Origin of the sequence: Hyalangium ruber (assembly GCF_034259325.1) — a bacterium.
GTDB classification, from domain to species: Bacteria; Myxococcota; Myxococcia; order Myxococcales; family Myxococcaceae; genus Hyalangium_A; species Hyalangium_A rubrum.
In genome coordinates this window covers 40,097-66,182 of the sequence record NZ_JAXIVS010000016.1, presented here as the reverse complement: position 1 = coordinate 66,182, position 26,086 = coordinate 40,097, and the positions used below count along the sequence as shown (strand labels likewise).

The 26,086-nt window shown below is 68.2% G+C and carries 20 protein-coding genes; 7 read left to right on the top strand and 13 right to left on the bottom strand.

Going from position 1 to position 26,086, the window contains the following annotated elements; translation table 11 throughout:
* Window position 1 precedes the first annotated feature (1 nt).
* The 4 genes from SYV04_RS35670 to SYV04_RS35655 all read right to left on the bottom strand — a co-directional run bounded on the left by SYV04_RS35670 (window position 2) and on the right by SYV04_RS35655 (window position 6,691).
* Complete coding sequence (locus tag SYV04_RS35670; protein ID WP_321550495.1) at window positions 2-136, bottom strand: hypothetical protein; 135 nt, start codon at window positions 134-136, stop codon at window positions 2-4.
* Between the two features lie 194 nt (window positions 137-330).
* On the bottom strand, window positions 331-1,389 hold the full coding sequence (locus SYV04_RS35665) for an ADYC domain-containing protein (protein ID WP_321550494.1): 1,059 nt from the start codon (window positions 1,387-1,389) through the stop codon (window positions 331-333).
* A gap of 109 nt (window positions 1,390-1,498) precedes the next feature.
* Window positions 1,499-5,215 carry a bifunctional serine/threonine-protein kinase/formylglycine-generating enzyme family protein gene (locus tag SYV04_RS35660; RefSeq protein ID WP_321550493.1) on the bottom strand — a complete coding sequence of 1,239 codons (3,717 nt, stop codon included), beginning with the start codon at window positions 5,213-5,215 and terminating at the stop codon, window positions 1,499-1,501.
* Between the two features lie 318 nt (window positions 5,216-5,533).
* Window positions 5,534-6,691, bottom strand: a complete 1,158-nt coding sequence (locus tag SYV04_RS35655) for a hypothetical protein (RefSeq protein ID WP_321550492.1) — start codon at window positions 6,689-6,691, stop codon at window positions 5,534-5,536.
* 101 nt (window positions 6,692-6,792) lie between these two features.
* On the opposite strand from SYV04_RS35655, the gene SYV04_RS35650 reads away from it, so the two are divergent.
* The 3 genes from SYV04_RS35650 to surE all read left to right on the top strand — a co-directional run bounded on the left by SYV04_RS35650 (window position 6,793) and on the right by surE (window position 11,666).
* A complete protein-coding gene (locus tag SYV04_RS35650) occupies window positions 6,793-7,680 on the top strand; it encodes a sigma factor-like helix-turn-helix DNA-binding protein (protein WP_321550491.1) in 888 nt (295 codons plus the stop codon).
* A gap of 5 nt (window positions 7,681-7,685) precedes the next feature.
* The gene (locus tag SYV04_RS35645) at window positions 7,686-10,631 is read left to right on the top strand and encodes a serine/threonine-protein kinase (protein ID WP_321550490.1); all 2,946 of its coding nucleotides are present in this window, start codon (window positions 7,686-7,688) and stop codon (window positions 10,629-10,631) included.
* Between the two features lie 78 nt (window positions 10,632-10,709).
* Window positions 10,710-11,666, top strand: a complete 957-nt coding sequence (gene surE / locus SYV04_RS35640) for a 5'/3'-nucleotidase SurE (RefSeq protein WP_321550489.1) — start codon at window positions 10,710-10,712, stop codon at window positions 11,664-11,666.
* 39 nt (window positions 11,667-11,705) lie between these two features.
* Here surE and SYV04_RS35635 read toward each other — a convergent pair whose 3' ends face one another.
* From SYV04_RS35635 to SYV04_RS35615, 5 genes are all read right to left on the bottom strand, one after another.
* Window positions 11,706-12,848 (bottom strand): oxygenase MpaB family protein, encoded by a 1,143-nt coding sequence (locus tag SYV04_RS35635; protein ID WP_321550488.1) that lies wholly within the window; start codon window positions 12,846-12,848, stop codon window positions 11,706-11,708.
* Between the two features lie 196 nt (window positions 12,849-13,044).
* The gene (locus tag SYV04_RS35630) at window positions 13,045-13,971 is read right to left on the bottom strand and encodes a type VI immunity family protein (RefSeq protein WP_321550487.1); all 927 of its coding nucleotides are present in this window, start codon (window positions 13,969-13,971) and stop codon (window positions 13,045-13,047) included.
* Entirely contained in the window at window positions 13,968-14,777 is an 810-nt protein-coding gene (locus SYV04_RS35625) for a hypothetical protein (protein ID WP_321550486.1), read from the bottom strand. Before SYV04_RS35625 ends, SYV04_RS35630 begins: the two co-directional genes overlap by 4 nt.
* 5 nt (window positions 14,778-14,782) lie before the next feature.
* Window positions 14,783-15,907, bottom strand: coding sequence for a hypothetical protein (locus SYV04_RS35620; protein WP_321550485.1), 1,125 nt, complete (start codon window positions 15,905-15,907; stop codon window positions 14,783-14,785).
* Window positions 15,904-17,742 carry an HSP90 family protein gene (locus SYV04_RS35615; RefSeq protein WP_321550484.1) on the bottom strand — a complete coding sequence of 613 codons (1,839 nt, stop codon included), beginning with the start codon at window positions 17,740-17,742 and terminating at the stop codon, window positions 15,904-15,906. Before SYV04_RS35615 ends, SYV04_RS35620 begins: the two co-directional genes overlap by 4 nt.
* Window positions 17,743-17,947: 205 nt before the next feature.
* On the opposite strand from SYV04_RS35615, the gene SYV04_RS35610 reads away from it, so the two are divergent.
* On the top strand, window positions 17,948-19,357 hold the full coding sequence (locus SYV04_RS35610; protein ID WP_321550483.1) for a hypothetical protein: 1,410 nt from the start codon (window positions 17,948-17,950) through the stop codon (window positions 19,355-19,357).
* A gap of 145 nt (window positions 19,358-19,502) precedes the next feature.
* Window positions 19,503-20,879 (top strand): sensor histidine kinase, encoded by a 1,377-nt coding sequence (locus tag SYV04_RS35605; RefSeq protein ID WP_321550482.1) that lies wholly within the window; start codon window positions 19,503-19,505, stop codon window positions 20,877-20,879.
* Window position 20,880: 1 nt separating this feature from the next.
* Here SYV04_RS35605 and SYV04_RS35600 read toward each other — a convergent pair whose 3' ends face one another.
* Window positions 20,881-21,609, bottom strand: a complete 729-nt coding sequence (locus SYV04_RS35600) for a L,D-transpeptidase family protein (protein WP_321550481.1) — start codon at window positions 21,607-21,609, stop codon at window positions 20,881-20,883.
* A gap of 136 nt (window positions 21,610-21,745) precedes the next feature.
* Here SYV04_RS35600 and adh point away from each other — a divergent pair, with 136 nt between their 5' ends.
* Together adh and SYV04_RS35590 are read left to right on the top strand one after the other, a co-directional pair.
* On the top strand, window positions 21,746-23,272 hold the full coding sequence (gene adh, locus SYV04_RS35595) for an aldehyde dehydrogenase (RefSeq protein WP_321550480.1): 1,527 nt from the start codon (window positions 21,746-21,748) through the stop codon (window positions 23,270-23,272).
* 21 nt (window positions 23,273-23,293) lie between these two features.
* Window positions 23,294-23,683, top strand: a complete 390-nt coding sequence (locus tag SYV04_RS35590; protein WP_321550479.1) for a DUF779 domain-containing protein — start codon at window positions 23,294-23,296, stop codon at window positions 23,681-23,683.
* Between the two features lie 70 nt (window positions 23,684-23,753).
* Here the strand turns inward: SYV04_RS35590 and SYV04_RS35585 are convergent, their stop codons facing one another.
* The 3 genes from SYV04_RS35585 to SYV04_RS35575 all read right to left on the bottom strand — a co-directional run bounded on the left by SYV04_RS35585 (window position 23,754) and on the right by SYV04_RS35575 (window position 26,061).
* Complete coding sequence (locus tag SYV04_RS35585) at window positions 23,754-24,128, bottom strand: hypothetical protein (RefSeq protein WP_321550478.1); 375 nt, start codon at window positions 24,126-24,128, stop codon at window positions 23,754-23,756.
* A gap of 491 nt (window positions 24,129-24,619) precedes the next feature.
* Window positions 24,620-25,192 (bottom strand): head protein, encoded by a 573-nt coding sequence (locus SYV04_RS35580; RefSeq protein WP_321550477.1) that lies wholly within the window; start codon window positions 25,190-25,192, stop codon window positions 24,620-24,622.
* Complete coding sequence (locus tag SYV04_RS35575; protein ID WP_321550476.1) at window positions 25,189-26,061, bottom strand: hypothetical protein; 873 nt, start codon at window positions 26,059-26,061, stop codon at window positions 25,189-25,191. Before SYV04_RS35575 ends, SYV04_RS35580 begins: the two co-directional genes overlap by 4 nt.
* Window positions 26,062-26,086 lie beyond the last annotated feature (25 nt).

Sequence of the window (26,086 nt, the reverse complement as noted above, 5' to 3'; positions counted from 1 at the left end):
GTCATTCCTCGGCGAATTCAGCCAGGGCCCACTGCGCCGCCGACCACCCGTGCGCCCTCAGGCGGTGGGAGAGGAACGGGGTCAGGGTGAACAGCAGAGGATTCGAGAGGAACAGGACAGTGTTGGACGTCTTCATGCGGGACTTCTCCTTGAGTAGGTATGTAAGGAATTACCAAGGATGGTCTGGATCCCGCTGTGACTGTCTTTACATGCTTTGTATGAATTCGTTCACCTCTGCGCGCGGAGGGAGTTGAACGCACAAAACGAACCGAGCCAGCAAGCCGCTCATGGGCTTGCTGGCTCGGTCTTCAATGTGGGGTGGGCTGGGGCTCAGTAGGAGCGGTTGCGCAGCAGCGCTGTCCTGTCGCTCTCTTTCACGCGCTGCACCGCGCAGTCGTCGCCTCCTCCCAGCGACGCGGCGGCGCTGGTGCTGAAGCGTCCAGGGCACTCCTGGAGGATCTTCTCCAGCGCTTCTCCCTGGCGCGTGCGCGCCATGCAGGTGGCCCCATCCGGCGCCCAGGCCGCCTCGAATGAGGCGTGGGCCGGGTTCCAGGCCGCCGAGGCCTCCGTCGTCGGAGAGAGCATGCCGAAGGCGTCATACATGTCGATGGTGGTGCCCTGGCGCGTGTGGCTGCGGCCATTGCCGCAGTAGTCCGCGCGGGCCATGCGCGTGCAGGCCTGGTGCAGGTCGGCCAGCGACTGCCCGTCGCGGGAGGCCCAGGGCTTGTAACCCCAGCGGATGCACTTGGTGATGGCGCCGTCCTCACAGGCCAGGGTGAACTTGCCCGGCGTCGCGTGGTGGGCTCCGCGGGAGTCCCAGAAGCCGCTCACCGCCAGGGCTCGGGGATCGGGCAGGTTGCCGGTGGCGGCGCACGGGTTCTCCCACTCCTGGGCCACCGGGTTCCAGGCTTCGATGCGGTACCAGACCAGTTCGGGATCGTCGGGAGCCGGCTCGGCGCCGCAGAGCGCCACCTCCACGGGTTTGCCGTCGCTGGAGGTGCCCTGGAACACGGTGCCCAGCAGGCTGCGGGTGGTGTCGTGCTCGGCCACGAGGCGCCCATTCTCCAGCCGCACGCTCTGCGTCTTGCCGTCGGGGTGGAACGAGGCCTGGATGTCGACCGAGACGAGCACGCTGCGCTGCGTCTCGCTCCCCTGCCGGGAGCGCCACGCCTGCCGGGTGCCCCACAGGAGCGTCCCCTGCTCACTGGAACCGCGGGTGGGTGCGTGGTTCTGGCAGCGGCGCGCGTACCGTGCCGACTCCGACTCCCCCGGCGCCGCGCTCCCGGACTTCAGATTCGGGGAGTGGGAGGACGCCGGGCTCGAGGCGAACGCGGGCGCTGTGAACAGCAGGAACAGCGAGGCAACAACAGACTTGGGCGACACGTTCATGGAGACACCTCTCCGTTGGGTGGGTGGCTCATGAAGTACCAACGGGAGGCCTGGCGGGCTGTGAGCGCCTTCACTGGCTGCGTGTGAGGGGGCTCACGTCCACGGGGCGCTAGCGAGCAGCGTATGAGGCACAGACACGCACGCCCACCGTCACCGAGCTCTGGGTGGGGTCACCGGCCTCGCGGTTGGCGGCCCTCGCGGTTGCGCTGTTGTAGTACCAGGCGCCCCCTCGCAGGACGATGCGGCCGAGGTCCGATGTCACCGAGCGCGTGAGCTCGTACGCGTTGCCCGCCATGTCGGCGAGGCCGAAGGGACTCGTCGAAGCGGGATGGGAGCCCACCTCGTCGGGACCGAAAGCCAGGTGCTGCCGCTGGTAGGTCTCATCGATGTTGGCGTCATCGAGCATCAGCACGTCGCCATGCGGGTATCCGCGACCATCGGCGCCGCGGGCGGCACGCTCCCACTCGTGCTCGCTGCACAGGCGCGCTCCGGGTAATCGCCCCGTGTGGTCGAGCCAGTAGAAGTAACCGGCGAGATGCTCGGCGGAGACTCCGGACAGAGGAAACTGGCGCCAGTCGGCGGTGTTGCGCCTGGACCTGCCAGGGTAGTGGAGGGGCTCTCCCACTCGCGCCGTGAAGATGTCCGTGCTCGACCGATAGAAGGAGAAGAGCCAGCCCACGCCAGGCTGATGTTGCAGCGTGACCGCTCCGGCGGAGCTGAAGATCGGCTTCGCGAGGATGTGCCTCGCACGCGCGTTTGGGGGCAGGGTGTTGAGGTACTCCAGCCAGTTTCCGAACGTCACCTCGGTCTTTCCGATCACATAGCCCTCGGTGAGACAGGTGGGATGGAGCGGCGGGCTTTGCATGAACCTGCGCACCTCCTCCGGCTCGGCGCTGCCCGACAGGAAGCAGCCGGGCGGGATGTAGGCATAACCAGGGGGCGGGGCCGTGGGGAGCGTGAGGCGGAGTGTCTCGCGAGCACCGCGTGTCACAAGCAGGGGCAGGTCCAGCGGCGGGCGGTAGGGATGCGTGATGTGGAGGAGATAGGAACCTGGGGGCAGCTGCAGGCGGGGGAGAGGCATCTGACCGAGGTCCGGAGCTGGCTCGAGGTGACGGACTCGCTGGTCATCGCTGATGTATCGCTGGAACTCGACGCGCGCCCCGGGCGGATCGATCACGAGTTCGAGCTCGGCTGGCGCGAAGAGTCGCTGCCGCCACTCCGCGCCCTCTTTCGGGTGGTCGGTCAGCCGTTCGAGGCTCCGCTGGAGTTCAGTGCGCAGGCGTTTCTGGTGGAAGTCTTCGGCGAGGAGCAGACGCTCGTAGGCGACTTCGAGGCGGAGCTGGCGGGCCTCCTCATGGCCATATTGGCGTTCAAGGGCCCGCTCAAGAGGCTGACCGGCGGAGGCGTAGGCTGCATCCGCCCGCTCGAAGAGGGCGAGTGCTTCGGTCCATCGCCGCTCAGCGGAGTTCCAGAGGTCCGGCGCGCTCTGGGGTGTTCCAGGGTTGGAGGAGAGCGCGCCCCGACCTCCGAACAGTGTGAGCGCTTCCTCTCGGGTGGTGCGGGCTTTCTCCGCCAGGGCGTGTCCCTCCCCCAGCAACTGCCTTGCCTTGCCGAGTTCGGCGGTGACGAAGCGCTTGTCCTCGAAGGACGCATGCAGGCGAAGACCGCCGTAGGTCGCGGCGAGGGCGAGCACCAGGAGGGTGACGGAGAGGTAGCGGCCCCACCGCTGGAGCCTCAGTGCGCGGCGAGAAGTGAAGAGAAAGGCGCGGGCCTGGGGGCTCAGGGTCTTGGGGTCGAGGGGGCGTGCCTCATCGAGCTGACGCTGCGCCCAGAGCACGTCCCGGGCTCTCTCCAGGCGCTCCCATTCGGTGCTCGCCTGCTCGACGCGCTGGCGCACCGCGCGATGGCCAATGTCGTCATCGACCCAGTTGCGCAGCGTCCCCCAGCTCATCAGAAGCGAGTCGTGGGCCAGCTCGTACCGGGCTTGTCCGCCCGCCGTGTGCGCATGGAGGATCCGGCCTTCCAGGAGCGCGCGAAGGGCGGCGCCGGATGCGGGGTCTCGCGCCGAGACGAGCTCTTCTTCGCTCCGATTGGAGCGCGTGCCGTCCGCCGTCACGAGTTGGAGGAGGATGCGCCGCGCCGCTTGCTGTTCGGTGGGGCTCAGCCGCTGGATCACCCCGTCGGCGTGCCGGGAGAGCGCTCCGGCCACGCCTCCCATCTCTCCCAGGGACTCCAGGGTGATGCAGCCTCGCGCCGAGTCGCGCCGCTCCCACAGCTCGGCGAGCGCGAATTGCAGCAGGGGCAAGCTGCCCGCGCCGTGCGCTGTCGATGCGACGAGCGTCTGGATGAGCTCATCGGACTCGAAGACCACGCCCCGGGTGCGCGCCGGGTCCACGATGGCCTCGCGGGTCCCCTCGGGCGACATCGGGCGGAGGATGTAGAGCGCGCGCTCCGCCTCTTCGCCCAGGCCCGGCAGCGCGCAGATGCGCGTCAGGAAATCGCCCCGCACCGCCAGGAGCACGCGCACCCCGGAGGACGGTAGTGCCAGCCCTCCCAGGATGGCGGCGAAGCGGGTCGCCTCGGAGGGCGCAGCCTGGGTGAGGATCTCCTCGAGCTGATCGATGAAGAGGAGCAGCCCACGCTTGCCGTGGTACCTCTCGCGCAGGGTCTGCCCCAGCCATGCGGGCAGGTCCGTGAGCAGCACGGTGACGAGCTCCGCTTCCTTCTGCCCGAGCAGCGGCGCGAGCGCGGCGGCGAGTGCCTGGAGCGGCCGGTGGCCCGGCCACAGCGTGACGGTGGAGATGTCGCGGCCCTCGTTCAGGGCGTCGGACCTCGCCCAGGGCAGCACGCCGGCACGGCACAGCGAGGACTTGCCGGCGCCGGAGTCTCCGGCCACCAGCACCAGGGGCTGGCGGTGCAGCCGTTCCAGAACGGCGCGGATGTCGGCGTCCCGCCCGAAGAAGAGTTTCTGGTGCTCGGCCTCGAAGGGCGCGAGGCCTCGATAGGGATTGCTGGCGGCCAGCAGCGGGGCGGAGTGCAGGTGCTCCAGGTGCTCCAGCCCCTCGCGGAGGATGTCGGCCGTGGCAAGGCGCTGGATCGGACTGTGCGAGAGACACCGCAGGATCAGCTTCGCGAAGTCGGGATCGATGCCCGGCACCAGTTCGATCGCGGAGGCGTCATGGCGGCGATCCAATCCACCCACGGCGGGAGGCAGCTTCCCCGTGCAGAGCTCGTACAGGGTCAGGCCGAGCGAATAGAGGTCGCTCTGGGGCGTGGGCGGAGCGCCGCGGCGGATCTCGGGCGCCATATAGGCCGGGGTGCCCGCAAGGTTGGCGGTGCCCACGGGCGAGGAAGCACCGCTCGGGTCGAACCGCTCGGCCAGACCGAAGTCCAGCAGCTTCACCTCTCCGCTGGCGGCGAGCAGGGCATTGGCGGGCTTGATGTCCCGGTGGAGCACGCCCTGGTGGTGGGCCGCCGCGAGCCCTCGGGCGAGGCCCAGGCCGAGCGTGAGGACGCGTCGCCACGGCAGGGGCAGGGAGAGTTCCGAGAGGCTTTGACCGACCACGTACTCGGAGACGATGTACGGGTGCTCTTCGACCTTGCCGACGCGATAGACGGTGACGACGTTGGGGTGCTGCAGGCGGGCGATGGCACGCGCCTCGGTCTCGATGTACGCGCGGACCAGGGACTCGGGCTGCTGCAAGGCAATGAATTTCACCGCGACGGGGCGGCCCAGGGAGGTGTCCTGCGCGAGGTAGATGACACCCATTCCGCCGCGGCCGATCTCCCGCTCGACGCGGAACTCATCGAATTCGAGAGGAGGCATCCAGGTGGTCTCGCCTGGGCGCGCTCCGGGGGCAGCGGCGACGCGCGCCCCCGCTTCTCCTGGTCCCGGGAGTGTCTGGGTTCTGTCGTCTCGACGGGCCGCTGGACCGGGAGCGGCCTGGACGAGGAGCGGACGGCAGGTGTCGCACTCCGCGGCATGACGACGTGCCTGGGCCACAACGTCAGCCGGCAGGCGGCCGTTGTTCAAGTCAGCCAGAACCTCGGCAGACAGGCAGTTGTGAGAGCCCAACCCAGCCTCGCGGGAGGTCGATGGATGCGTGGAAACCGAAAAATCAGTCTCTCACAGCCGCCTCGCTTTTCAACGAGCCCCGTCTGTCTTCGTTCGGAGCTCCTTGAGGTGCTTGAGGTTCGGCGGGCCGATGGCGATCAATATCCCCGCGATGTGGGTGGCGGCGTAGGTGCCCGGGAGGGAATCGAGCCATGCGTGCTCTTCCAGTTTGCCGGCCGTTCGATGCTCCTCGATCGTGAAGCCCCGCTCCCAGTACGTGCGCGCCAAGGAGGTGGCGCAGGTGGGCTTGGCGAGGTCCTGGGTGAAGGCGCTGTACGCCTCATCGTAGGAGCTCCCCACGAGAGGCTGCAGGTACTTGAACGTGAAGGACGATTCGGTGAGCGCCATGCAGCGGCTCACGGCGGGCGCTCCGCAGCTTCGGGCCTGCTTCGCCACTTCGACGGGCGCGGCGATGTTCGAGAAGGCCGTGCTCGACATGAAGACCGCCGTCATCCGGTCGAGCTGCTCCTGGCTCATCGGCTGCCACTCCGGGACAGGGGAGGACTGAGCGTCGTAGGCCTCGCGCTCCAACTTCAGCAGCGCTCTCGCGATGGCACCGCCCAGCAGCGTGTCCGTGCGATAGGACAGCCAGGCGAGGTGTCGCACGTCACGGGCCGCCTCCACCGGCTGGCCCGTCCTCAAGCCGTGCAGCAGCCGGAACTTCGTCCAGAGCTGCAGCGTGCCGAAGTATGGCAGCGGTGCCTCGGGCAGGTTGATTTGCGCCGGCAAGGGCGTAGGCGTGTTCCGCGCGATGTCCCACCGGTCATAGGCGCGCAGCTTGCGCATCCAGTCGAAGTCCAGCGTGGAGACGTCGATGCTCGCGGTGAGCCAATCCTTGAGGTCCGCGCTCTTTTGCGGCAGGTGCGCCGGAACGGTGAGGGGAGAGTCCTTCGGTGGCTCCGGTTGGGGATCCCACGCCAGCCAGGCGTTCAAGAGCGGCCCCGCGTCTCCTTCCGTTCGTGGCTCGTGGAACCACGCATCCTTGGCCAGCAGCGTCTGCTGTTCACAGAAGAAGCCGACGTGCTCCGTCACCTCTTTGCGGAACGCGCCAATGGCGGGCTCGTACTTGTTGCGCAGCATCCGGTCGAACCCGAAGGCCGCTGCGATGCCGAGGATCAGCACGATGCTCACGATCCACACCAGGATGCGCAGCACGCTTCCTCGCGGCGAAGGACGGTTCAGGGGCATGGTTGGTTGCTCTCCTGGAGTTCATCATACCCCGCACGTCATCCGCCTCGGGGGGGATTGGTGCTCTCATGCCGCCGTGTCTCGCCTCGGAGGCCGGTGTCATGCCGCAGCCACTCGCTCATGCCTTCATCACCGCCCGTGAAGGCGCTTCCTCCATCGAGCCACCGGCGGCTCTGGAGGAGCGGCTCTCTCGAGTGTGGGAAGCGGCCCGCGCCGCGTGGCCGGGGGTGACGCTGGAGGGCCCTCGCTTCGTCGCGCACCTTGCCCGCCATCTGGCCTCGGACAGCTCCTCGGAGGCACTGGAGCAGCTCCACCTGGGGGACCTCTACCTCGCCTGTGCCTGCGCTCACGGCGTGCCCGCCGCGCTGGCGGCCTTCGAGGCCCGGCTCCTTCCCGAGGTCGCCGTGGCCGTGGCGCGCCTGAAGCTTTCTCCCGCCGCCTTGGACGACGTACGCCAGCAGTTGCGCCAGAGGATGCTCGTCTCCACCGCGGATGCTCCGGCGAGGCTCGCCGCCTACCCAGGCACCGGTCCGCTCTCCGGCTGGGTGCGAGCCGCCGCGCTGTGGCTTGCCTTGGATCTTCAACGTCGCGGCGCGGGTGAGGCCCACGCGGATGACGCGGCCCTGCCGTTCCTCGTCGAGCCTGGAGATGATCCCGAGCTCGCTTACCTCAAGACCACCTATCGCGCCGAGTTCAACGCCGCCTTCGCCCAGGCCCTGACCGCACTCGCTCCCAGGCAGCGCAATGTGCTGCGCCTCAAGTACCTCGATGGCTTGAGCATCGACCAGCTCGGTGCCCTCTATGGCGTACACCGCGCCACCGCCGCCCGCTGGGCCCTGGCTGCACAGGAGGCCCTTCTCGAAGAAACACGGCGCCTGCTGACCGAGCGACTGCGCCTGACCCACTCCCAGCTCGACAGCGTGTTGCGCCTCATCTCCAGCCAAATCGACGTCAACCTCAGCCGGCTGCTGCGCTCCCGCCTCGATTGAGTCCCATGCGCTGCCTGGATGAAGCCACGTTCATGGAGGTGATGCTCGGCGGCTTGCCTCCGGCTCGCGTCGCGGAGCTGGATGCGCACCTGGACACCTGTCCTTCGTGCCGACGCTTGATGGCGCAGGCGCTCCAGGCTCGGACCTCCGAGCCCGTGGACGCCGCCGATTCGCTGGCTTCCACCGGCCCTTCCTCGTCTTCGGCGGTCGAGGCGGCCCCCCTGGCTCGTGGCACGGCGGTGGGGCGCTACCTCGTGCTGGAGCGCCTCGGAGCGGGGGGCATGGGCGTGGTGTACGCGGCCTATGACCCCGAGCTGGATCGCCGCGTGGCGCTCAAGCTGCTGCGCACGCGAGGGCTGGGGCTGGAGCTCGAGGCGGGTCGCGCCCTCCTGCTGCGCGAGGCCCAGGCCATGGCCCGTGTCTCCCACCCGCATGTGGTGCCCATCTACGACGTGGGCACGTTCGGCGAGCAGGTCTTCCTCGCCATGGAGTTGGTGGAGGCGCAGACGCTGCGCCAGTGGTTGCTTGTCGCCCCGCGCTCCTGGCGGGAGGTGCGGGATGCCTTCGTGCAGGCGGGGAGGGGACTCGCCGCCGCGCATGCCGCGGGCCTTGTCCACGGGGATGTGAAGCCGGAGAACCTGCTGGTGGGACGGGATGGGCGGGTGCGGGTGACGGACTTCGGCCTGGCCCGCACCGCCACGTCTGGAGGCGGAGAGGTACCGCGGCTCGTGGGCGGCACTCCCGCCTATATGGCGCCCGAGCAGTTGGCCGGAGACGGGCAGGTGGATGCGCGCAGCGATCAGTTCAGCCTCTGCGTGGCGCTGTATGAGGCCCTCCACGGCGAGCGTCCCTTCCAGGGAGCCACCGTGGACGCGCTCTCCCTGGAGGTACGGGCGGGCCGGGTGCGGCCCGCGCCTCGGGGCTCCTCCGTGCCGGCGTGGCTGCACCGCGCGGTGCTGCGAGGCCTGGAGGTGGAGCCCTCTCGGCGCCATGCCTCCCTGGAGGCGTTGCTCGCGGCCCTGCTCGCGGATCCCGGCGCGCGCCGCCGACGGTGGTTGGCCTGGGCCGGTGGGATGGCGCTGGTGTTGGGCGCCGTGGTGGCCACCCATGCCTTGCATGCGCACCAGGCGCGGGCCTGCGCGGGCGCCGCCGAGCGTGCGATGGCCAGCGTCTGGGGGACACCTCACCAGCGGGCCGTGGAGGCCGCCTTCCTCGGCACCGAGCGCCCCTTCGCCACCGCCGCGTGGGCTCAGGTGCGGCGCTCGCTGAATGCGTACACCTCCGCCTGGGTGACGACGCGCACCGCCGCCTGTGAGGCAACGCGGGTGCGCGGCGAGCAGTCGGAGGAGGTCCTGGGCAAGCGGATGCGCTGCCTGGATGGACGGCTGGCGGAGGTGGCTGCCCTCACGCAGGTGCTGGCACAGGCGGACGCGGACGTGGTGGGGCGGGCGCTGCGCGCGGTGGAGTCCCTGCCCGCGCCCTCGGGCTGCTCGGATTCGGCGACGCTGGCGCGCGGGGCGGAGCCCTCGGAGGCGCTGCGCGCGGCGCTGGTGCGGGCGCGAGCGCTGGAGGCCGCCGGCCGGTACGCGGAGGGGCTGTCCGTCGCGCTGCCAGCGGCGGAATCGGCGCGCAAGGAGGGCGATCGGGCCGGGAGCGCCGAGGGGCTCCTGGCGGTGGCCGAGCTGCGCGAGCAGGCGGGGGACTACCGGGGCGCGGAGGAGGCCCTCTTCGAGTCGCTCTGGGCCGCCGAGGCCGTGGGCCATGACCGGGTGGCTGCGCGCGGGTGGACGCTGGCCGTGCGCCTCACCGGAGAGCGCTTCGAGCAGTTCGCGCTGGCGCGGCGGTGGCGTGAGCGCGCCGACGCGGCGCTCCTGCGGCTGGGCGGGGACGACGGGCTGCGCGCGCGGCTGCACGTCAACGTGGGGCGCGTCCTCTATGTCCAGGGCCACTATGCCGAGGCGGAGGCGCAGCACCGGCAGGCGTTGGAGTTGCTGGAGCGCACCGTGGGTCCGGAGAGTCTGGCCGTGTCGGAGGTGCTCCTGAAGCGGTGCGCGGCGTGGACCTCGCTGGGGCGCACGGAGGAGGCGCTCGAGCTGGGCCACCGCGCCCTGGCGCTGCGAGAGCATGCGCTGGGGCCGGAGCACCCCGAGGTGGGCATGGCGCTGGCGGAGCTCGCGGAGGTGCGCTGGTACCGGAGCGAGTTCGCCGAGGCGGAGCGGCTGTCCCTGCGCTCCATCGAGGTGCTGGAGCGGGCGCTGGGCCCGGAGCACCCGGGGCTCGTCAGCGCGCTCAACACGTTGGCCACCACCCGCATCCCCCTGGGCTGGAAGCCGGTGGAGCTGTTGCCGATGCTCGAGCGGGCCCTGCGCCTCATGGAGGCCAGCGGCGGCGCGGACAGCTCGGACTCGGCGGTGCTCACCCACAACATTGCCGCCACCATGGCCCGCGCGGGGCGCGTGCAGGAGGCGGGGCGGCTCCTCGCCGAGGCCACCGCCCGTCTGGAGCGCAAGCTGGGCCGCGAGCACCCCACGCTCGTCGTCATGTTGATCAGCCTGGCCGATGTCCACCGGATGCAGGGAAAGCTCGCTGAGGCCCTGCCGCACTACGAGCGCGCCGCCGCCATCCAGGACTCCCTGGTCGAGGACCGGCAGAACCTGTGGGGCCAGACGCTGTTGAACCTGGGCCGGGTGTACGTGGACCTCGGCCGGCCGGGCGATGCCGTGGCGCCGTTGTCCCGGCTCCTCGCGGGGCGCGAGAGGACGCACGTTTCACCCATGGTGGGGGCGGTGGGGCGCTTCTTCCTGGCCCGGGCGCTGTGGGACTCGGGAGGGGACCGGCAGCGGGCCCTCCAGCTCGCCACCGAGGCGCGGACCCTGGTGGATGACCAGGACCCTTCCGCTCCCAGGTTCCGGAAGGACCTGGAGGCGTGGCTCGCCCGCCACGAGAGATGACGCAGGGGAAATGCGACAATTAATCGGGGCCTTCGTTCTCCTGGTGGAAGCCACCTCCTACCCCCCTTCGGAGAACCCATGCACGCCCATCCTCTGCTCTCTTCACTCCTGGTTGTGAGCCTCGGTCTGGCCAGCCCGGCCCTGGCCTCGGGCAACGAGACGCCACCCGCCGAGCGCCCCTTGCGCATCCTCCTGACCAATGACGACGGCGTCGCCGGAGCGGGGCTGCTCCTCTTGAGGGACACGCTGTGCGCGGCCGGGTACCAGGTGACCGTCGCCGCGCCCGCCGCCGACCGCAGTGGCACCAGCGCCGCGCTCACCCTCAACCAGGCCTTGCGCGTCACCCGCTCGCAGTTCCTGTGCGGTGACACCCTGAGACCGAGCCTGGCAGTGGGGGGCACTCCCGCGGATGCCGTCCTCTTCGGCCTGTGGTCCATGGGGACCGAGCGCCCCGACCTCGTCATCTCGGGGATGAACTCCGGCCAGAATGTGGGCCGCGCGGTGAACCACTCGGGTACCGTGGGCGCCGCCGTGACGGCCGCCGAGGAGGGCGTGCCCGCCATCGCCGTGAGCATCGGCCTCAACTTCCAGGACGCGAACACGGGCTTCTCGCAGACCACCGCCGCCGCGCCGCACGCCGCCGCCTTCGTGAAGACCCTCATCGAGAAGCTGCGTGACACCGCCCGGCATGGCGATGCGCTGCTGCCGGACCGGGTCGCCCTCAACGTGAACTATCCCGTCGTGCTCGGCGCGGACGGGCTGTTCGACCCCGCGCTCGTCGAGGAGCCGCGCGTGACGGCCCTGGGACACGGCGAGGTGGTCCACCCGCAGTACGTGCAGATCTCCACCACCCCCGAGGTGTTCGTCGCCGTGGGCAGCATCTGCGGCCTCCAGGTGGCGTGCGAGGCCGAGACCGTGGACCACGCGGACACGACGGCGCTGGAGCGGGGGGAGATCTCCATCACCCCGCTGACCGTGGACGGCGCGGTGAGCCCGTGGCTCCGCGCGCGGATTCACGCGCGGCTGCGTCGGTAGAGGGTACAGGCGCCTGGAGCCGGAGCCTCCTGGGCCGGCTCAGGCGCGCTCCCAGCCGCGCACGTCCCAGGAGTCGCGCAGCGTGGTGGGCAGGCGGAAGGGCACCCGCTCGGGGCCGCGGTTCACCCAGAAGAGGCCCTCCACCAGCCTGCGGCCGAACATGCCCGCCAGCTTCGCGGCCCCGGGTCCGTGCAGGTCCACCATCTCATGGCTCACCCAGCCGAGCGCCTGCAGTGGGCCCATGAGCAGGCTCGTCCAGTCGGAGGCGGGCACGGCGAGCATCTCCGCGGTGTCCTTGCCCATCAGGTGGCGCATGAGGGTGGCGGGCAGGCCGTCGAAGAGGTTGCCGGGGGTGATGTGCTCCATCAACTGCAGCAAGGCGCGCGTCATCATCTGGCCCTCGGGGGTGGCGCCGAAGAGCCGACGCTGGAGGACCTGTTCGAAGCGGGCACCTTCCTCGGGCGTCTCCGGCATCAATCGCGCGTCGATGCCCATCACGTGCCCCACCACGCGCCACGCGTGGTAGTAAGCCCGGCGCTCGGCATCCGTGAGCACGCAGCCCATGCGGTCCAGCGAGCGCAGCACGATGGTGGAGAAGGTGAGCAGCGTGAAGGCCATGTCCTCCTGGTTGATGGGCTGGCCCCACTCTGAGTTCCAGGTGCCCCGCTGGAGGATGAGGTGGCGGACGGCGGCGTGCATCAGCCGCACCTTCTGTGCGCTGCGCAGGCCCCGGCCTCCCTGCGCGAGTCCTCCCGGCGCCATCACGTCGATGATCATCTGCATCGTCTCGACGATGCGGCGGTACGGGTTCGACTCCAGCCGCGCGGTGAGGTGGAGCACCTGCACCAACTTGGAGGCGGCGTAGCAAGAGGGCAGCGAGGCGCAGAAGAGCGCGGTGACGATGGACGGGCCATGCCGGCCGAAGAGCTCCTCGCCCTGGAGGATGAGGCGTGGCTCCGCCCAGGAGGGCAGCTGGCCGGTCTGCTCGAAGTAGTCCCGCAGGGGCGGCGCGAGCATCTCCAGGGAGACCTGCTCGTTGACGACGAGCTGCTTCATCAGCGCGTTGGTGGCGGGTACCTTTCCCTGCTGGAAGAGGTTTCGCACCGTCTCGTCGGCCAGTGGATCGCACTGCTCGCGCATCGTGTTCAGGAAGTCATCCGTCCACGCACGTTCCTTCATCATCGCGGCCCCCCAGGTCGCGCACCCTCCTGCGAGGAGGGATGCAGGGGGAGTGTCGCAGGAAGGTCTGGAATTCCAGATGTAGGGAACGCGTATGAGCGTGTGGCATGCAACGGATGCCTCACCCTGGAGTCGCGGAGGGACGGTCGGAAAGGTTCCCCATTGGGCAACCTGTCTGACAACCGGACAGCTTTGGCGGTCAGTCGAGGAAGCGGCGCTCCCAGCGGCGCATGTCCTCGGGAGTGAACAGGTGCCAGAGGGGGCGAGGTGCGCTGTAGAGCCACGGTTTCAGCACGCTCGCCAGCTCGCGGTAGGCCGGCAGGGTGTGCCCCTGCTCGAAGTCGCCTGCCTCGGGCCACTCGCCGAGCGTCACGACAGCGCGCTCGGCGCTCAGTTCTTGAACGGTGGTGCCCGGGGAGTGAAGGCGTGAGCGCAGCCCCGCGGCACCTCCGAGGCTGTCCAACACCGGAGGCCCCAGGAAGGTGAGCCAGTGAATGCCATTCAGGTGCGTGCCAATCCTCATGGATAGGTCCGTGAGCGCTGGCCTGTCGAGACCGGGATAGCGCAAGCACAGTTCTCGAACGGTCGCATGCACACGGTCGGTCAGACCATCGGGGGGATGGATGGACAGTCCTGCGTGGCCGGAGTTGAAAGGCAACTCCTTCGCCAATTCCATCGCTAGCTCCCGTACACGTGCCGGGCCGCGTTCCTCCAGGTACTCGGTGGGAAGAAAGAATGCCACAGCGCAGACGGGCTCTTTGTCTCCGGGAAAGAAGGGGAGATCATTCAGATTCCAGCCTCGATACTGCACTTCGTAACCCGTCACGGAACTGGCGCTGCCATCGAGAGAGAGCTTGGCCCCTTTGGGGTGAAGCAAGTCCCGCAGATTGAACTCCCAGCCCGCTTCATCGAGCTCCTGCCATTCCCCGTCGTAGTCGGGATACCAGGCGAGTGCCTGAGGGCCTACGGCCTGGCGGTAGAGCTCGAGCGAGCGTAGGACGGACTGAACCACTTCCGGGTGAGAGCGCCGCATGTAGAAACAGATGCTGATGCTCTCTCGAACCTGCAGATAGCGCTCCCCCTCGAACTCGCGGTAGAGCCGAATCCTGGGATATCGATGGCTCATCGAAAAGCTCCATGTCCAGGAGCAACACGTGCTGGAACTCTCTGTGGCTTCAACGCTTCGTTGTAAATGTCACCTTGATCTCGCGGATGATGGGGATGATCGCGAGGGTATTTGGTCCACGAAGGCGTTTTGCCAGGTGTGCAGGGGAACTTGAAGTCATACACCTCCTGTACATTGAGAGGATTCCCCGAGGCATGGAGCACGACGTCAGGGATCAACGTTCCGAGCAGCTTGTCCCACAATCCATCTCGTAGCCATGCGGCGACTTGCTTCGGATCAAGCAGTTCAAGAACCCCCGTCTCCCGGTTGTACCGATATTGAGGCTGGAGGCTGAACTGTTCTGCGAACAGCTCACCCAGTTGCTTCTGTGCGCACTCCAGGGCGACCTTGTGTTTCTCCTGTCCCAGGTGCATCGCCCAGGTCACCTTGTTGCCTCGCGCATCGGTGGTGAATGTTTCCTGGCAGAGCTTCTGTGTCGGGCGGTTGCCCTTTCCCAGCAGGGCGTCGTTGACCTGTGCGTTTGCTTCCAAGGCACAGTCGTGCAGAACCTGCTCGACCCGGGCGATCTCCGCAGCGTCCAGCAACTTCAATACCGCTGCTGTCGTCCTGGCGGCATCTATCGAGCGCGACAGCCACGGGAGGATCGCCTCCTCTCCGGGCGAAGCCGTATAGCAGGCAGGGTTACGCAGGCATGCGCTAGTGGCCGAGTCTTGCATCTGCGCGTACTGCCGCGAAGCAGCAGGGCCGCAAGCTGCCAGGATCATGCTCGACGCGAGCGCGAGGAGATAGGAGCGGCGCTTGGGCATGAAGGTCAGCGCGCTTCTGTGTCGATGGGGAACGGGCACACGTCTTGGGTGAGCCCGTGCGTGCGGTCCAGCAACTTCTGGAAACGGTCCGTTCCGTTTCGCGCGTCGAACCTCGCCGCGATTTCTTTCGCCTGGCTCTCCACCCAGCCGTGCAGTTCCCGCGGTTCGCAGGTGACCTGGCCCGTGCCCAGCGGGAAGTTCTTGGGCAGGCGCAGGCTCACCGTCTCCCGATCCTCCGCCAGCCGGGACAGCAGGAAGCTCGAGGCGGTGTGGAACGTGAACCGGTCCCGGTGGCTCGCGTGGTCCAGCGCCCAGCCCATGTGCTTCTCGAACAGTGTCAGCCCTCGCGCCAGGTTGCCCGTGAGCGCCAGGAACTCGATGTGCTCTCCCACCGACGCCAGGAAGTCCCGGTTGCGTGAAATCAACGGATAGCCGCGCAGGTGGCACTCCCGCGCTTCCTCCAGCCGTCCCAACTTCAGCAGCGGGTAGAGCATGCTGCCGTACGTCAGGTGCGGAATCTCCGCGCACCCACTGCGCCCGTCCAGGATGGGCCGCGCTTTCTCCACCGCTCGCTCGTACTCAGCGCGGTCGATGTGGTGGTCGATCTCGTCGTCCAGGTCACACGCCCGGCAGTCCGTCAGGTGGTCCCTCGGCGCCTCCACCCACTGCACCCAGTACTTCTCCGCCGCCTCCGCCTCGCCCATGTCCCGCGCCGTCTGGTAGCGCAGCTTCAGCACCGCTCGCTTGCCCGCGTCCACTCGCGCGTACGTCTGCTCGATGTCGTCCAGCGCATCCAGGATCTGCTTGCGAGTGATGTGCGGGAAGTTGTTCAGCCTCCCCACCACCCACTTCTGCTTCCACAGCAGCATGCCCGCGTCGAACCGCTCCGGGTCCTTCTTCGTCTGCCCTCGGCACCAGGCAAAGGCCACCAGCGCCTTGTCCGGAAAGCCCCCGAACGTCGCCGCGTCGATGAGTTGGTCCCGCACCTCGAAGGCCAGGTCCAGGTCCCCGTGGGTGTCCGCCAGCCGCGACGCCTCCTCCAGCGTCATCACCTTCGCCTCGCCGTGCTTCATCCGCGAGGCGCGGCCCAGCAGCTCCTCCACCTGCTCCCGCCAGTCCCGGGCCGTCAATGCATGCCTCCTCGGCCCGAGTCCTCGCCCCCACCGTCCAGCCGCGCCGCGATCAGCCCCAGCAGCCCCTGGTTCAGCAGCGCCATCTCCTTCGCGCTCAGCGGCCGGTGCCCCAGCAGCAATGCCTGCACGTACAGCATCTCCACCGACAGCTTCATCAGCTCCCGGTCCGTCACCCCCGACAGCTTCTTCACCACCGGGTTCAGGTAGTTGAAGGTTAGCAGCGGCCGCTCGCTCCCCGGCGCCGACGCCAGCACGTTGTCCATCATCGCGCCGTACAGGTCGTCGCTCTCCTCCCGCGCTCGCTCCGCGTCCCGCCGGAACGCTCCCTCCGCGTCCGAGCTGTAGAGCGTGGGCACCTCCTTGGGACGGAACTTCTTCACCGTCACGTCGCACCCGAATGGCTGCAACGCCTGCTCCGCCACCTTCAGCAGCGGGAAGAGCGCCTCGCGCTCGTCCAGGCCCAGCTCCTCGAAGCTCTGCGGCAGCTCCGCGGAGGAGAAGGGCTCCACCTGCGCGTCCGAGAAGACGTGCGGCAGCTTCTCGATCAGGTCCGTGTCGTACGTGTACGCGGAGTTCACCACGCACAGCCCTTGCGCCGCCGCCACCCGCGCCACCTGCCGGAAGTCGTCCAGCGTGGACACGTAGCGCACCGTGCCGTGCGCCCGCCGGTACTCCGCCAGCGTCATCATCCCCATCGTCGTCTCGAACGGCAGCCAGGGGATGACCAGCCGGTAGAAGTCATCATCGTCCAGCGCCAGCGCCTTCACCGACAGGCCATGCAGCGCGATGAGCCGCTGGAGCGCGCGTGGGTCTTCCTTGGACAGGTCCACCAGGTAGCGCCGCAGCGCCTGCCCCATCGAGGTGCGCGCCTTGGCCAGCGTCTCGTTCTCGTAGAACGACTCACGGCTCGCCGTGGGGCGAAGCTCATTCGCGTTCACCACGCACTTCACGAAGAACGCCCAGTCCGGCAGCAGGTTCTCCGCGCTCTCCGACAGCAGCATGTTCTTCAGGTACACCCGGTGCTTCTGCTTCGCGTTGTAGTGCGGGCTGAAGGGCAGCACGAAGGCCACTCCCTCCACATCCCCCGCCGGCGACTTCAGCGGGATGCAGTCCAGGAAGTCCGCGCCGAACACCTCCCGCCCGTAGGCCAGCAGCGCCGCCCGCCGCTCCGAGGCGCTCGCGTACCGGCGACGCCACGGCGCCCCCTCCGTGTTGATGCGCTCGGTACTCCCGCCCACCGTCAGCAGGATGGGGAAGGGCAGCAGCCCTCCGTAGTGCAGGGCCAGTTGCCGAACTCGTTCGGCCGTGAAGTATTCGGCCGCGTTTGCCCGGGCCACCAGGAACACCTGCGTCCCCGGGCGCTCGAGCGGGTGCTCGGAGGGCCGCACCGAGTACGTGCCGTCATGCCGCCCCCGCCACTCCATCGTCCGCCCGTCGCCCTTGGCCGAGCGCGTCACCACCAGCAGCTCGTCGCACACCATGAAGCACGACAGCAGCCCGATGCCGAACTGGCCGATGAAGTCGTTGCGCCGCTCCGCCAGCGCCTCCCGCTTCGAGCTCTCACCAATGGTGGCCAGGAAGCGGTGGATCTCCTCCTCCGTCAGCCCGATGCCGTCATCGCTGAAGAGCAGCGTGGGCAGCCCTCCGTCCTGCTTCTCGATGAGCTCCACCCGAACGCTGCCCTCGTGGCTCGGCTCCAGCTGCTGCCGGGCCCGGATGGCGTCCGTGGCGTTTTGCAGCAGCTCCCGCACATAGACGCCCGGCGAGCTGTAGAGGTGGTGGGACAGGAGGTCGATGACCCCACGGAGGTTGATCTGGAATCGATGGTCCACGTGCCCAAGGAGCGTAGCGCACCCCACGTCCCCTGAGGCCGGAGACCATCACACACGCGGAGTATCGGGGCGCGGCCGGAAGTCCAGCTTCCCGGCATTGTCCTCTCCCACGCATCGGGTAGGAGCGAGTGGGTAGCATCCGCGAGGCAGGTGGGTTATTCCGATGGCGACGCGGGCCGGCTCGCGTCTCGGGTAGGACACGTTCATGGATCTCGGCAAGGCGGGTTGGCTCTCCTCGATTCTCGAGGAGGCGGTCGCGGCACACGCAGGTGTGTCCGCCCCGGTGCTGCCGGCCGCCACCCCTTCCCGGAACACCTCCGGGCGTGCCCAGGCGGGCACCTACCTGCGCCAGATGCTGCGGGCCACGGGCCTGCTTTATGGCACCCCCACCGAAGGCATGCCCCCCGTCCCCGAGGGGAATCCCCCCGCAGGGGCCCGTGCCCCCGAGGAGCAGCTCTTCCTGGCCGTGGTGCGCACCCTGGCGCGGATGGGGCTGGACATCGCCCGGCTGACGGGAGCCGCCCCGGGGCCTCGGGAGGAGCAGCTCCTGCTGCTGTTCGCCGTGCTCTCCGGGGAGCTGGAGGTGGCCGAGGCCATCCACGCCCGGCTCCAGGACGGGCAGGTGGCCTCCCGGCGCATGCACGGCAAGGTGGAGGCGGCGCTCGCCCGGCGCGCCATCTCGCTGGCGGGAGACCCCGTCTACGGGCTGGTGCTGCACAACGGCGCGCTCTACGCGGACGCGCAGATGTTCGGCTGGCAGGCCATCGACTACTTCACCAAGGGCCGCTTCGAGCGCCAGCAGACCCGGCGGCGCGTGGCCCTCGCAGCCCGGCAGAAGGCGCTGCTGGCCGAGGTGCTCACCGGCCTGGCCTGCGCCGACCGGGAGCCCAGCTACGCGATGCGTCGGGCCATCCTCCGGCAGGTGGAGGACCTGGCGCTGCCGGCCGACATCGAGTCCGAGCTGAAGGCGGCGGTGAAGAAGTCCTTCGAGCACCGGCTGGCCGTGCGCACCATGGTGGCCGGGGTGCGCAGCAAGGACATGAAGCTCTTCATCCTCGAGCAGGCCCTGCTGGCCTCGCTGGTGGATGGGCAGCACTCCCGGGGGGAGCGCGTCTTCCTCGGGCAGCTGCGCGAGGCGCTCCAGGTGTCCCCGGAAGAGGTCCACCGGCTGGAGCTGGAGATGGCCGAGTTCTACGCCAAGCACCGCTCCGTGGTGGACGTGTTCACCGTGTCCGCCGCCGCCGGGCTGATGGGCGAGGACTTCGTGGGGCGCATCCAGGAGGCCCTCGACAAGAACTTCCACCGGGTCATGCAGGAGGTGCGCGAGACGGGTGACCTGGCGGTGCTCCTGGCCAAGGGGGCGCGCGGCCAGAAGCTGTCCCGGGAGGAGCGCCGCCGCATGCGCGCCCAGCTCATCGACGTGGCCAAGGTCATCCCCGCCCTGGCCATCTTCGCCGCGCCTGGCGGCGTGCTGCTGCTGCTGGGCCTGTCCAAGGTGCTGCCCTTCAACCTGCTGCCCAGCGCCTTCCAGGATGAGCCCGCCCCCCTGCCCGCCCTCGACTCCGGCGAGGAGGGCCCGGCCGAGCAGCCCGAGCCCGAGCGCCGGGTAGGGTGAGCTCGACGGCCCGTCCTACCGGCTGGGGAGTGTGAGCTGGCCGAGGGGGTAGCCCTACGATGGCGAGATCCTGGGAAGGCCGGGAACAGGTAGAGTTCCATTCCCCCGCGCCCTGAGATACCGGAGGCGGCGTGAAGGGAGAGGAATGAGCCACTTTCCGGAACGCCAGGTCCCCGTAGACACCTTCGAGCTCGAGCCGCTGCGGGAGGAGTCCGCCCTGAGCGCGGCCGAGCTGGAGCTGGATCCGGGCTCCGTGGAGGAGCGCCTCCACGTCCGCTTGAAGCGCTTCACCCTCGCGGCGGCCCTGGCCACCCATGTGCTCCTGGTGGTCTGGGTGTGGGGACAGTGGAAGACCATCGCCCTCAGCACCGCGGTGTTCGTCCTGTCCACGGCCGTCAACGCGCTGCTGGCGCGGCGCTTCTTCTCGAAGCGGGCGCGCACCACGGAGACCTTCCGGCTCGTCTTCAACCAGGCCGTCACCCTCACCTATGGCCTGCTCACCGACTGGGCGCTGCCGATCTGGCTGTACCTGCCGCTCGACAGCCTGTGGGTGGATGAGCACCTGGGGAAGCTGACGCGCTACCTGCTCTTTAGCCTGCTGCTGCTGGTGGGCGGCATCGCCGTGCTGGATGGCTGCCCGCCCCTCGTGCCGGCTGTCTTCCTGGTGCTCTCGGCGCTGGCCTACGCCATCTCCGGAGCGCGGGTCCACCTGCAGCGGCACGCGCTGGAGGGGCTGTCGCGGCGGCACCAGGAGCTCACGCGCGCCCATGACGAGCTGGCCCAGGCCCACCAGCGCGCCCGCGAGCAGGATCGGCTCTCGAGCCTCGGGTTGCTGGCCGCCGGCATCGCCCATGAGATCAACAACCCGCTCAGCTACATCAAGAGCAACATCAACCTGCTGCACAAGGACCTGAAGTCGCAACCGGGCCTCACCCCGGAGCTGGAGGAGTACGTCACCGACGTGCTGCCGGCGACGCTGGAAGGGGTGCAGCGCATCGCCTCCATCGTGTCGGACCTGCGCTACTTCGCCCGGGGCGGCCCCGAGCCCATGGTCGAGTACGACTTGAACGCGGAGGTGGAGGCGGCGCTGCGCATCACCCACGGCCAGTTCCACTCGCACTGCGACATGAACGTGCTGCTGGGCACGGTGTCGCCCATGGTGGGCCGGCCCCGGCAGATCTCCCAGGTGGTCATCAACCTGCTCATCAACGCGGCGCAGGCGGTGCCTCCGGGGGGCAAGGTGGAGGTGCGCACCTACCAGGAGGGCACGGAGGCTGTTCTGGTGGTGAAGGACAACGGCGTGGGCATGGGGCCGGACATCATCGACAAGCTGTTCCAGCCCTTCTTCAGCACGAAGCCGCTGGGCAAGGGGACGGGCATGGGGCTGGCCGTGGTCCACGGCATCGTCTCGGCGCACGGAGGCCGCATCCAGGTGGAGAGCCAGGTGCGGCGCGGCAGCACCTTCACCATCCACCTGCCGCGCGAGCCCTCGCCGCCGCACATGGGCCCCAGCCCCATCTGAGCTACTTGCCCGGCTTCACCCGGTAGGCGCCCGTCTTCGGATCCACGCTCACCCGGGGCGGGCGCCGCGTCTCCTCGAAGTGGCTCCAGCCCGGCGCCAGGCCCCGCCAGAAGGCCAGGAGCGCCGCGTTGGCCTGGGCCTGGGGCAGTTGCTCCAGCGCCGCCAGCCCCTCGGCGTTCAGCCTCCGGGGGAAGATGTGGATGGGCACGTCGCGCCCCATCTTCCGCTTTGCCTCCAGCGTCATGAGGTACAGCTCCTCGATGGGGCCGTCCTCGATGGCGATGCAGCCGATGCTCACGCAGTTGCCATGCACCATGATGGCGCCGCCCAGCGGCCTGCGGCCGAGGATTCGGTCCGACTCGTTCGGGTAGCTCACCCGGATGGAGAGGTGGTAGGCGCTGCGCGGGTTGAAGAGGTCAATCGTGTAGAAGCCCTCGGGCACCTGAAGGTCTCCCTCCTGGCGCTTGGGGCCCAGCTCTCCGGACGCGGCGCAGAAGGCATAGGTCTTCACCTTCACCAGCGGCTTGCCCGCCGCGCCCGCCCAGACCTCCAGCTCGCGCTCGTGCTTGAAGGCGCGCAGGTACAGCTCGGTCGGTGGCCAGGCCACCCCCGCGGCGGTGAAGAGCGCGGGGAGCACCTGGGCCTGGTTTTGACGCGCGGCGGCAACGCGATCCTCCGCGCCCGCGACCACGGAATACGTCAGCAGGAATCCGAGAAATACAGTTCTCACGAGCGCGTTGGACGCCGCGGGCCCCGCCCGCTGTTCCTTCGCTGGTCCTTTTAACCGTATCGTTCGCAACCGCGCTCCCCCATGGCCCCCCGGTCGTGAGGCGGCGCGTGGCCCCATACACGAAAGGCAGGTCGTGATGACGAAGGTCTATGAAGCCCCTGGTCAGCCCGGCAGCAAGATTCAGTACTCCAGCCGCTACGGCAACTACATCGGTGGCGAGTTCGTCCCGCCCGTACGAGGCCAGTACTTCGAGAACATCACCCCGGTGACGGGCAAGGCGTTCTGCGAGATTCCCCGCTCCAACCACGAGGACATCGAGAAGGCGCTGGACGCTGCCCACAAGGCGAAGACCGCCTGGGGCAAGACTTCCGTCGCCAGCCGCGCCGACATCCTCAACAAGATCGCCGACCGGATGCAGGCCAACCTCGAGATGCTGGCCGTCAGCGAGACGTGGGACAACGGCAAGCCCATTCGCGAGACGCTGGCCGCGGACCTGCCGCTCGCCATCGACCACTTCCGCTACTTCGCCGGCGTCATCCGCGCGCAGGAGGGCACCCTCGGCGAGCTGGACGACAACACCGTGGCCTACCACTTCCACGAGCCGCTGGGCGTGGTGGGGCAGATCATCCCCTGGAACTTCCCGCTGCTCATGGCGGCCTGGAAGCTCGCCCCCGCGCTGGCCGCCGGCAACTGCGTGGTGCTCAAGCCCGCCGAGCAGACGCCCGTCACCATCCTCGAGTTCGCGAAGCTGGTGGGGGACCTGCTGCCTCCCGGCGTGCTCAACGTGGTGAACGGCTTTGGCATCGAGGCCGGCAAGCCCCTGGCCAGCAACAAGCGCATCGCCAAGATTGCCTTCACCGGTGAGACGACCACGGGCCGCCTCATCATGCAGTACGCCTCCGAGAACATCATCCCGGTGACGCTGGAGCTGGGCGGCAAGTCGCCCAACATCTTCTTCTCCGACGTGTTCGACAAGAACGACGACTTCGCCGAGAAGGTGCTCGAGGGCTTCGCCATGTTTGCCCTCAACCAGGGCGAGGTGTGTACCTGCCCCTCGCGCGCGCTGGTGCAGGAGAAGATCTACGAGGCCTTCATGCAGAAGGCCGTGGAGCGCACCAAGAAGATCGTTCAGGGCAACCCGCTGGACACGGGCACGATGATCGGCGCGCAGGCCTCGAATGATCAGCTCGAGAAGATCCTCTCGTACATCGACATCGGCAAGAAGGAGGGCGCCAAGGTGCTCACCGGTGGCGGCCGCGCCAGCATGTCGGGTGCGCTGGCCGAGGGCTACTACGTGGAGCCCACCATCTTCGAGGGCAGCAACAAGATGCGCGTCTTCCAGGAGGAGATCTTCGGCCCCGTCGTCTCGGTGGCGAAGTTCAAGGACACGGAGGACGCGCTGGCCCAGGCCAATGACACGCTGTACGGGCTGGGCGCCGGCGTGTGGACGCGCGACACCAACACCGCCTACCGCATGGGCCGCGCCATCCAGGCGGGCCGCGTGTGGGTCAACTGCTACCACCTCTACCCCGCGCACGCGGCGTTCGGTGGCTACAAGCAGTCGGGCATCGGCCGCGAGACGCACAAGATGATGCTCAATCACTACCAGCAGACGAAGAACCTGCTCGTCAGCTACGACCCGAAGCCCATGGGCTTCTTCTAGGCCGTGGCGCAAGGAGGCCCCATGAATGTGGCACGGGTGTCGGTAACGCCGGCCGCCGAGGTGTTGCTGCGCAAGTTGCAGGGGATGCACGGCCCGCTGATGTTCCACCAGTCGGGAGGCTGCTGTGACGGCAGCGCGCCGATGTGCTTCCCGCGAGGGGACTTCAAGATCGGCCAGCAGGACGTGTTCCTGGGGACGATCGTGGACACGCCCTTCTACATCTCGGGCCCGCAGTTCGAGTACTGGCAGCACACCCACCTGACGGTGGACGTGGTGCCCGGACGGGGCAGCGGCTTCTCGGCGGAAGCTCCCGAGGGCGTGCGCTTCCTCATCCGCTCGCGCGTGTTCGAGGATGCCGAGTACCGCGCGCTCCAGGCGGCGGGCGAGCCGCTTCGCGGGCCGCAGCACTGAACAACAGGGCCAGGGTGGGGGAGTCGAGTCCCCTCGCCCTGGCCCGCTTCAGCTCCGTGAGCCCTGGGGGCTAGCGGTTCTTGTTGTCCTCGAGGGGGCCCTTGCCGTCCTCGAGCATGTTGTCCTCGCCCACTCGGTTGGGCTGCTCGAACGGGCCCTCGCCGTCGTTGATGACGCCCTCGCGGTCGCCGATGTTGACGTCGTCGTCGTTCAGGTCGTCATTGACGCCCGAGCCACCCGTGCCGTCGCGCAAGTCGTTGTTCACGTCGCGCGCGGTGTCCTCCACGCCCTGGGCGGCGTTGTCGGCGGCGTTGTCGATGTCCTGGCCCATCTCGCGCGTGTCCTCGCGCAGCTCGGAGTTCTCACGCTCGGTGCAGCCCACGGCCAGCCCGGTCAGCCCGAGCAGACCCGCCATCATGAAACCCTTCCACGCGTGCTTCGCCATGGTGTTCCCTCCTGGTCAGTGAACTCGTTCCTGGGGGAAAGCTAGGCATCCATTCCTGGGCGGAAGGGGAGGGGCAGGCGAGGAGGCAGGCGGCTCCTGCGCCTAGGCGCCCTGCGTGCTTGGGAGCGGGTTGCCGGACGTGACAGGATGCCGCGTGTACCGAGGGCCCGAGAGGATGATGGGAGCCGGACGCCGGAATCACTCTTTTCACGTCTCGAAGTCGCGGACGAACTTGATCCTGGCAGACGAGCGGAGCCGCGAACGCGAGAGGATGGCTTCAGATGCGGCGCCAGCCGAAGCACATCCGTCGACCGGCCTCACTGTACGCCAGGCCAACCCCGTCTCCATGCGAGGCCAAATCGTAGGAAGGCAGGGTTCCTTCATGGGAGGGGAGGAGAAAGCGCAGAGCGGCAGAGGAGAGTTGCTGACGAGTGCAGGAGGCGGCGGCGGTGCGCCCACCGAGCCACCGCCTGGGGCACACGCGTCAACGGTTAATCCCAGTTGACGTTCTTCGCGGCCCGGGAGAGGGGGTAGATGGCGCGGAGGTTGACCTTGTCATGATACACGACGAGGTATGCCGCACCTGCGATGTGGATAAACACCTGACGCGGGGGTTCGGGCTGACCGTGGACCCAGGCGGTGGCTTCCTCTTGCGTGTTGAAAGTGGCCACAGAAGGAGGAATCCCATCGCGGATCATCGCTGCGAGGTAGTACTCGAGCGTCTGGGTTCGGACCAGTCTCCGGTCATTACGCTCACGTGAGCACATGGCGCTGTAGTACTCTCCCCCAATCAGCACATTCGCGATGCGAGGCGGATGGGGGTGATTCTCGAGCCAAGTCTCTGCTTCTTCACGCGTGTCGAAGCTTGCAATGACGAGAGGAGGGGCGTCGGTCTCGACGCGCTTGAGGTAATCTTCGAATTCATGAGATTGCCCCGTGGCTGAGATGAAGTTGAGCGCGTCAATGGCTACCAGGAGCAACTTCTGCTCCTTCGGAGATGAAGAGTCCTCTCGGAATCGCCCAAGAAGTCCCTCCACTTCAAGGCAGAGCTCTGTGATGCTCATGGTGTCACCGCCACGATGCAGGAGGCAGTGGGAGCTCCAGATGACGCTAGGAGCGCTGCTGGCGCGAGAATGAGAAGCCCTGCTCCCGCGGAAACCACGACGAAGACCACGCCTCCAATGACGACCACGCTTCCCAGCAAAATGGACTTATTGTTTCGTTTCACCCAGTTCACGGCGTCATCAACGGCCGTGAACTCGTGAGGCTTCATTTCTTGAAGCTTCCAGCAGTCGAGGTATGGCTGCAGACATTTCTTGTTGCAATAAGCTTCCTTGCCCCCGCCTTTCCGGCCTTGGGACGTAATGTGTCCATAGCCTCGCGGAAGTGGGCGATCCATGCACTCCCTCATGCACTCTTGAAGTTCTGCATCGCAGTCGCGCGTGGGGCCCATTGCCAGCACGATGCGCCTATCCGTGGCTCGCGAGCTTGGCAAGCGCATGCATTGGGGGAGATTGAGTTCTTCGGCTCGGTGCCAGGTATGGGTGAACTGGCCGTCAGGGAGTGCTCGAATTAGGAGAATAGTGTGAGCAAGGTCGATCTCCTCCGCGCGAGATGGAGGAGTGGTGCTGCAGGAGACGAGCAGTAAGCACAGAAGCAAAGAGAGAATTTGTGCCGAAGCCTTGTGCGTTGCGCGGTTGGAGGCCGCAGGAGCCAGAAGCTTGGTGGAGCGCGCCTCCACTTCGGCGTGGGCGGGGAGCCTGCCAGGAAGCCGATAGTCCGGTGTCCCGTGACGGATACCGAGGAGGGACTGGCGGACGACAACACCTGGGCTGGCGCCAATGTTGCCGTCCTTCGCGTCCTGGATGATCCAACTGGCGAGCCCGAGGGCTTCGTCGATGATTTCCCTGGCAAGGGCGTCTGGCTTGGGCACCTGAGGTCTCCGCAGCCATGCTACC

Bases quoted from the DNA above. Each gene is read 5' to 3' on its own strand.
- SYV04_RS35670 (WP_321550495.1), bottom strand. From the start codon at position 136: ATGAAGACGTCCAACACTGTCCTGTTCCTCTCGAATCCTCTGCTGTTC.
- SYV04_RS35665 (WP_321550494.1), bottom strand. From the start codon at position 1,389: ATGAACGTGTCGCCCAAGTCTGTTGTTGCCTCGCTGTTCCTGCTGTTC.
- SYV04_RS35660 (WP_321550493.1), bottom strand. From the start codon at position 5,215: ATGCCTCCTCTCGAATTCGATGAGTTCCGCGTCGAGCGGGAGATCGGC.
- SYV04_RS35655 (WP_321550492.1), bottom strand. From the start codon at position 6,691: ATGCCCCTGAACCGTCCTTCGCCGCGAGGAAGCGTGCTGCGCATCCTG.
- SYV04_RS35650 (WP_321550491.1), top strand. From the start codon at position 6,793: ATGCCGCAGCCACTCGCTCATGCCTTCATCACCGCCCGTGAAGGCGCT.
- SYV04_RS35645 (WP_321550490.1), top strand. From the start codon at position 7,686: ATGCGCTGCCTGGATGAAGCCACGTTCATGGAGGTGATGCTCGGCGGC.
- surE (WP_321550489.1), top strand. From the start codon at position 10,710: ATGCACGCCCATCCTCTGCTCTCTTCACTCCTGGTTGTGAGCCTCGGT.
- SYV04_RS35635 (WP_321550488.1), bottom strand. From the start codon at position 12,848: ATGATGAAGGAACGTGCGTGGACGGATGACTTCCTGAACACGATGCGC.
- SYV04_RS35630 (WP_321550487.1), bottom strand. From the start codon at position 13,971: ATGAGCCATCGATATCCCAGGATTCGGCTCTACCGCGAGTTCGAGGGG.
- SYV04_RS35625 (WP_321550486.1), bottom strand. From the start codon at position 14,777: ATGCCCAAGCGCCGCTCCTATCTCCTCGCGCTCGCGTCGAGCATGATC.
- SYV04_RS35610 (WP_321550483.1), top strand. From the start codon at position 17,948: ATGGATCTCGGCAAGGCGGGTTGGCTCTCCTCGATTCTCGAGGAGGCG.
- SYV04_RS35605 (WP_321550482.1), top strand. From the start codon at position 19,503: ATGAGCCACTTTCCGGAACGCCAGGTCCCCGTAGACACCTTCGAGCTC.
- adh (WP_321550480.1), top strand. From the start codon at position 21,746: ATGACGAAGGTCTATGAAGCCCCTGGTCAGCCCGGCAGCAAGATTCAG.
- SYV04_RS35590 (WP_321550479.1), top strand. From the start codon at position 23,294: ATGAATGTGGCACGGGTGTCGGTAACGCCGGCCGCCGAGGTGTTGCTG.
- SYV04_RS35585 (WP_321550478.1), bottom strand. From the start codon at position 24,128: ATGGCGAAGCACGCGTGGAAGGGTTTCATGATGGCGGGTCTGCTCGGG.
- SYV04_RS35580 (WP_321550477.1), bottom strand. From the start codon at position 25,192: ATGAGCATCACAGAGCTCTGCCTTGAAGTGGAGGGACTTCTTGGGCGA.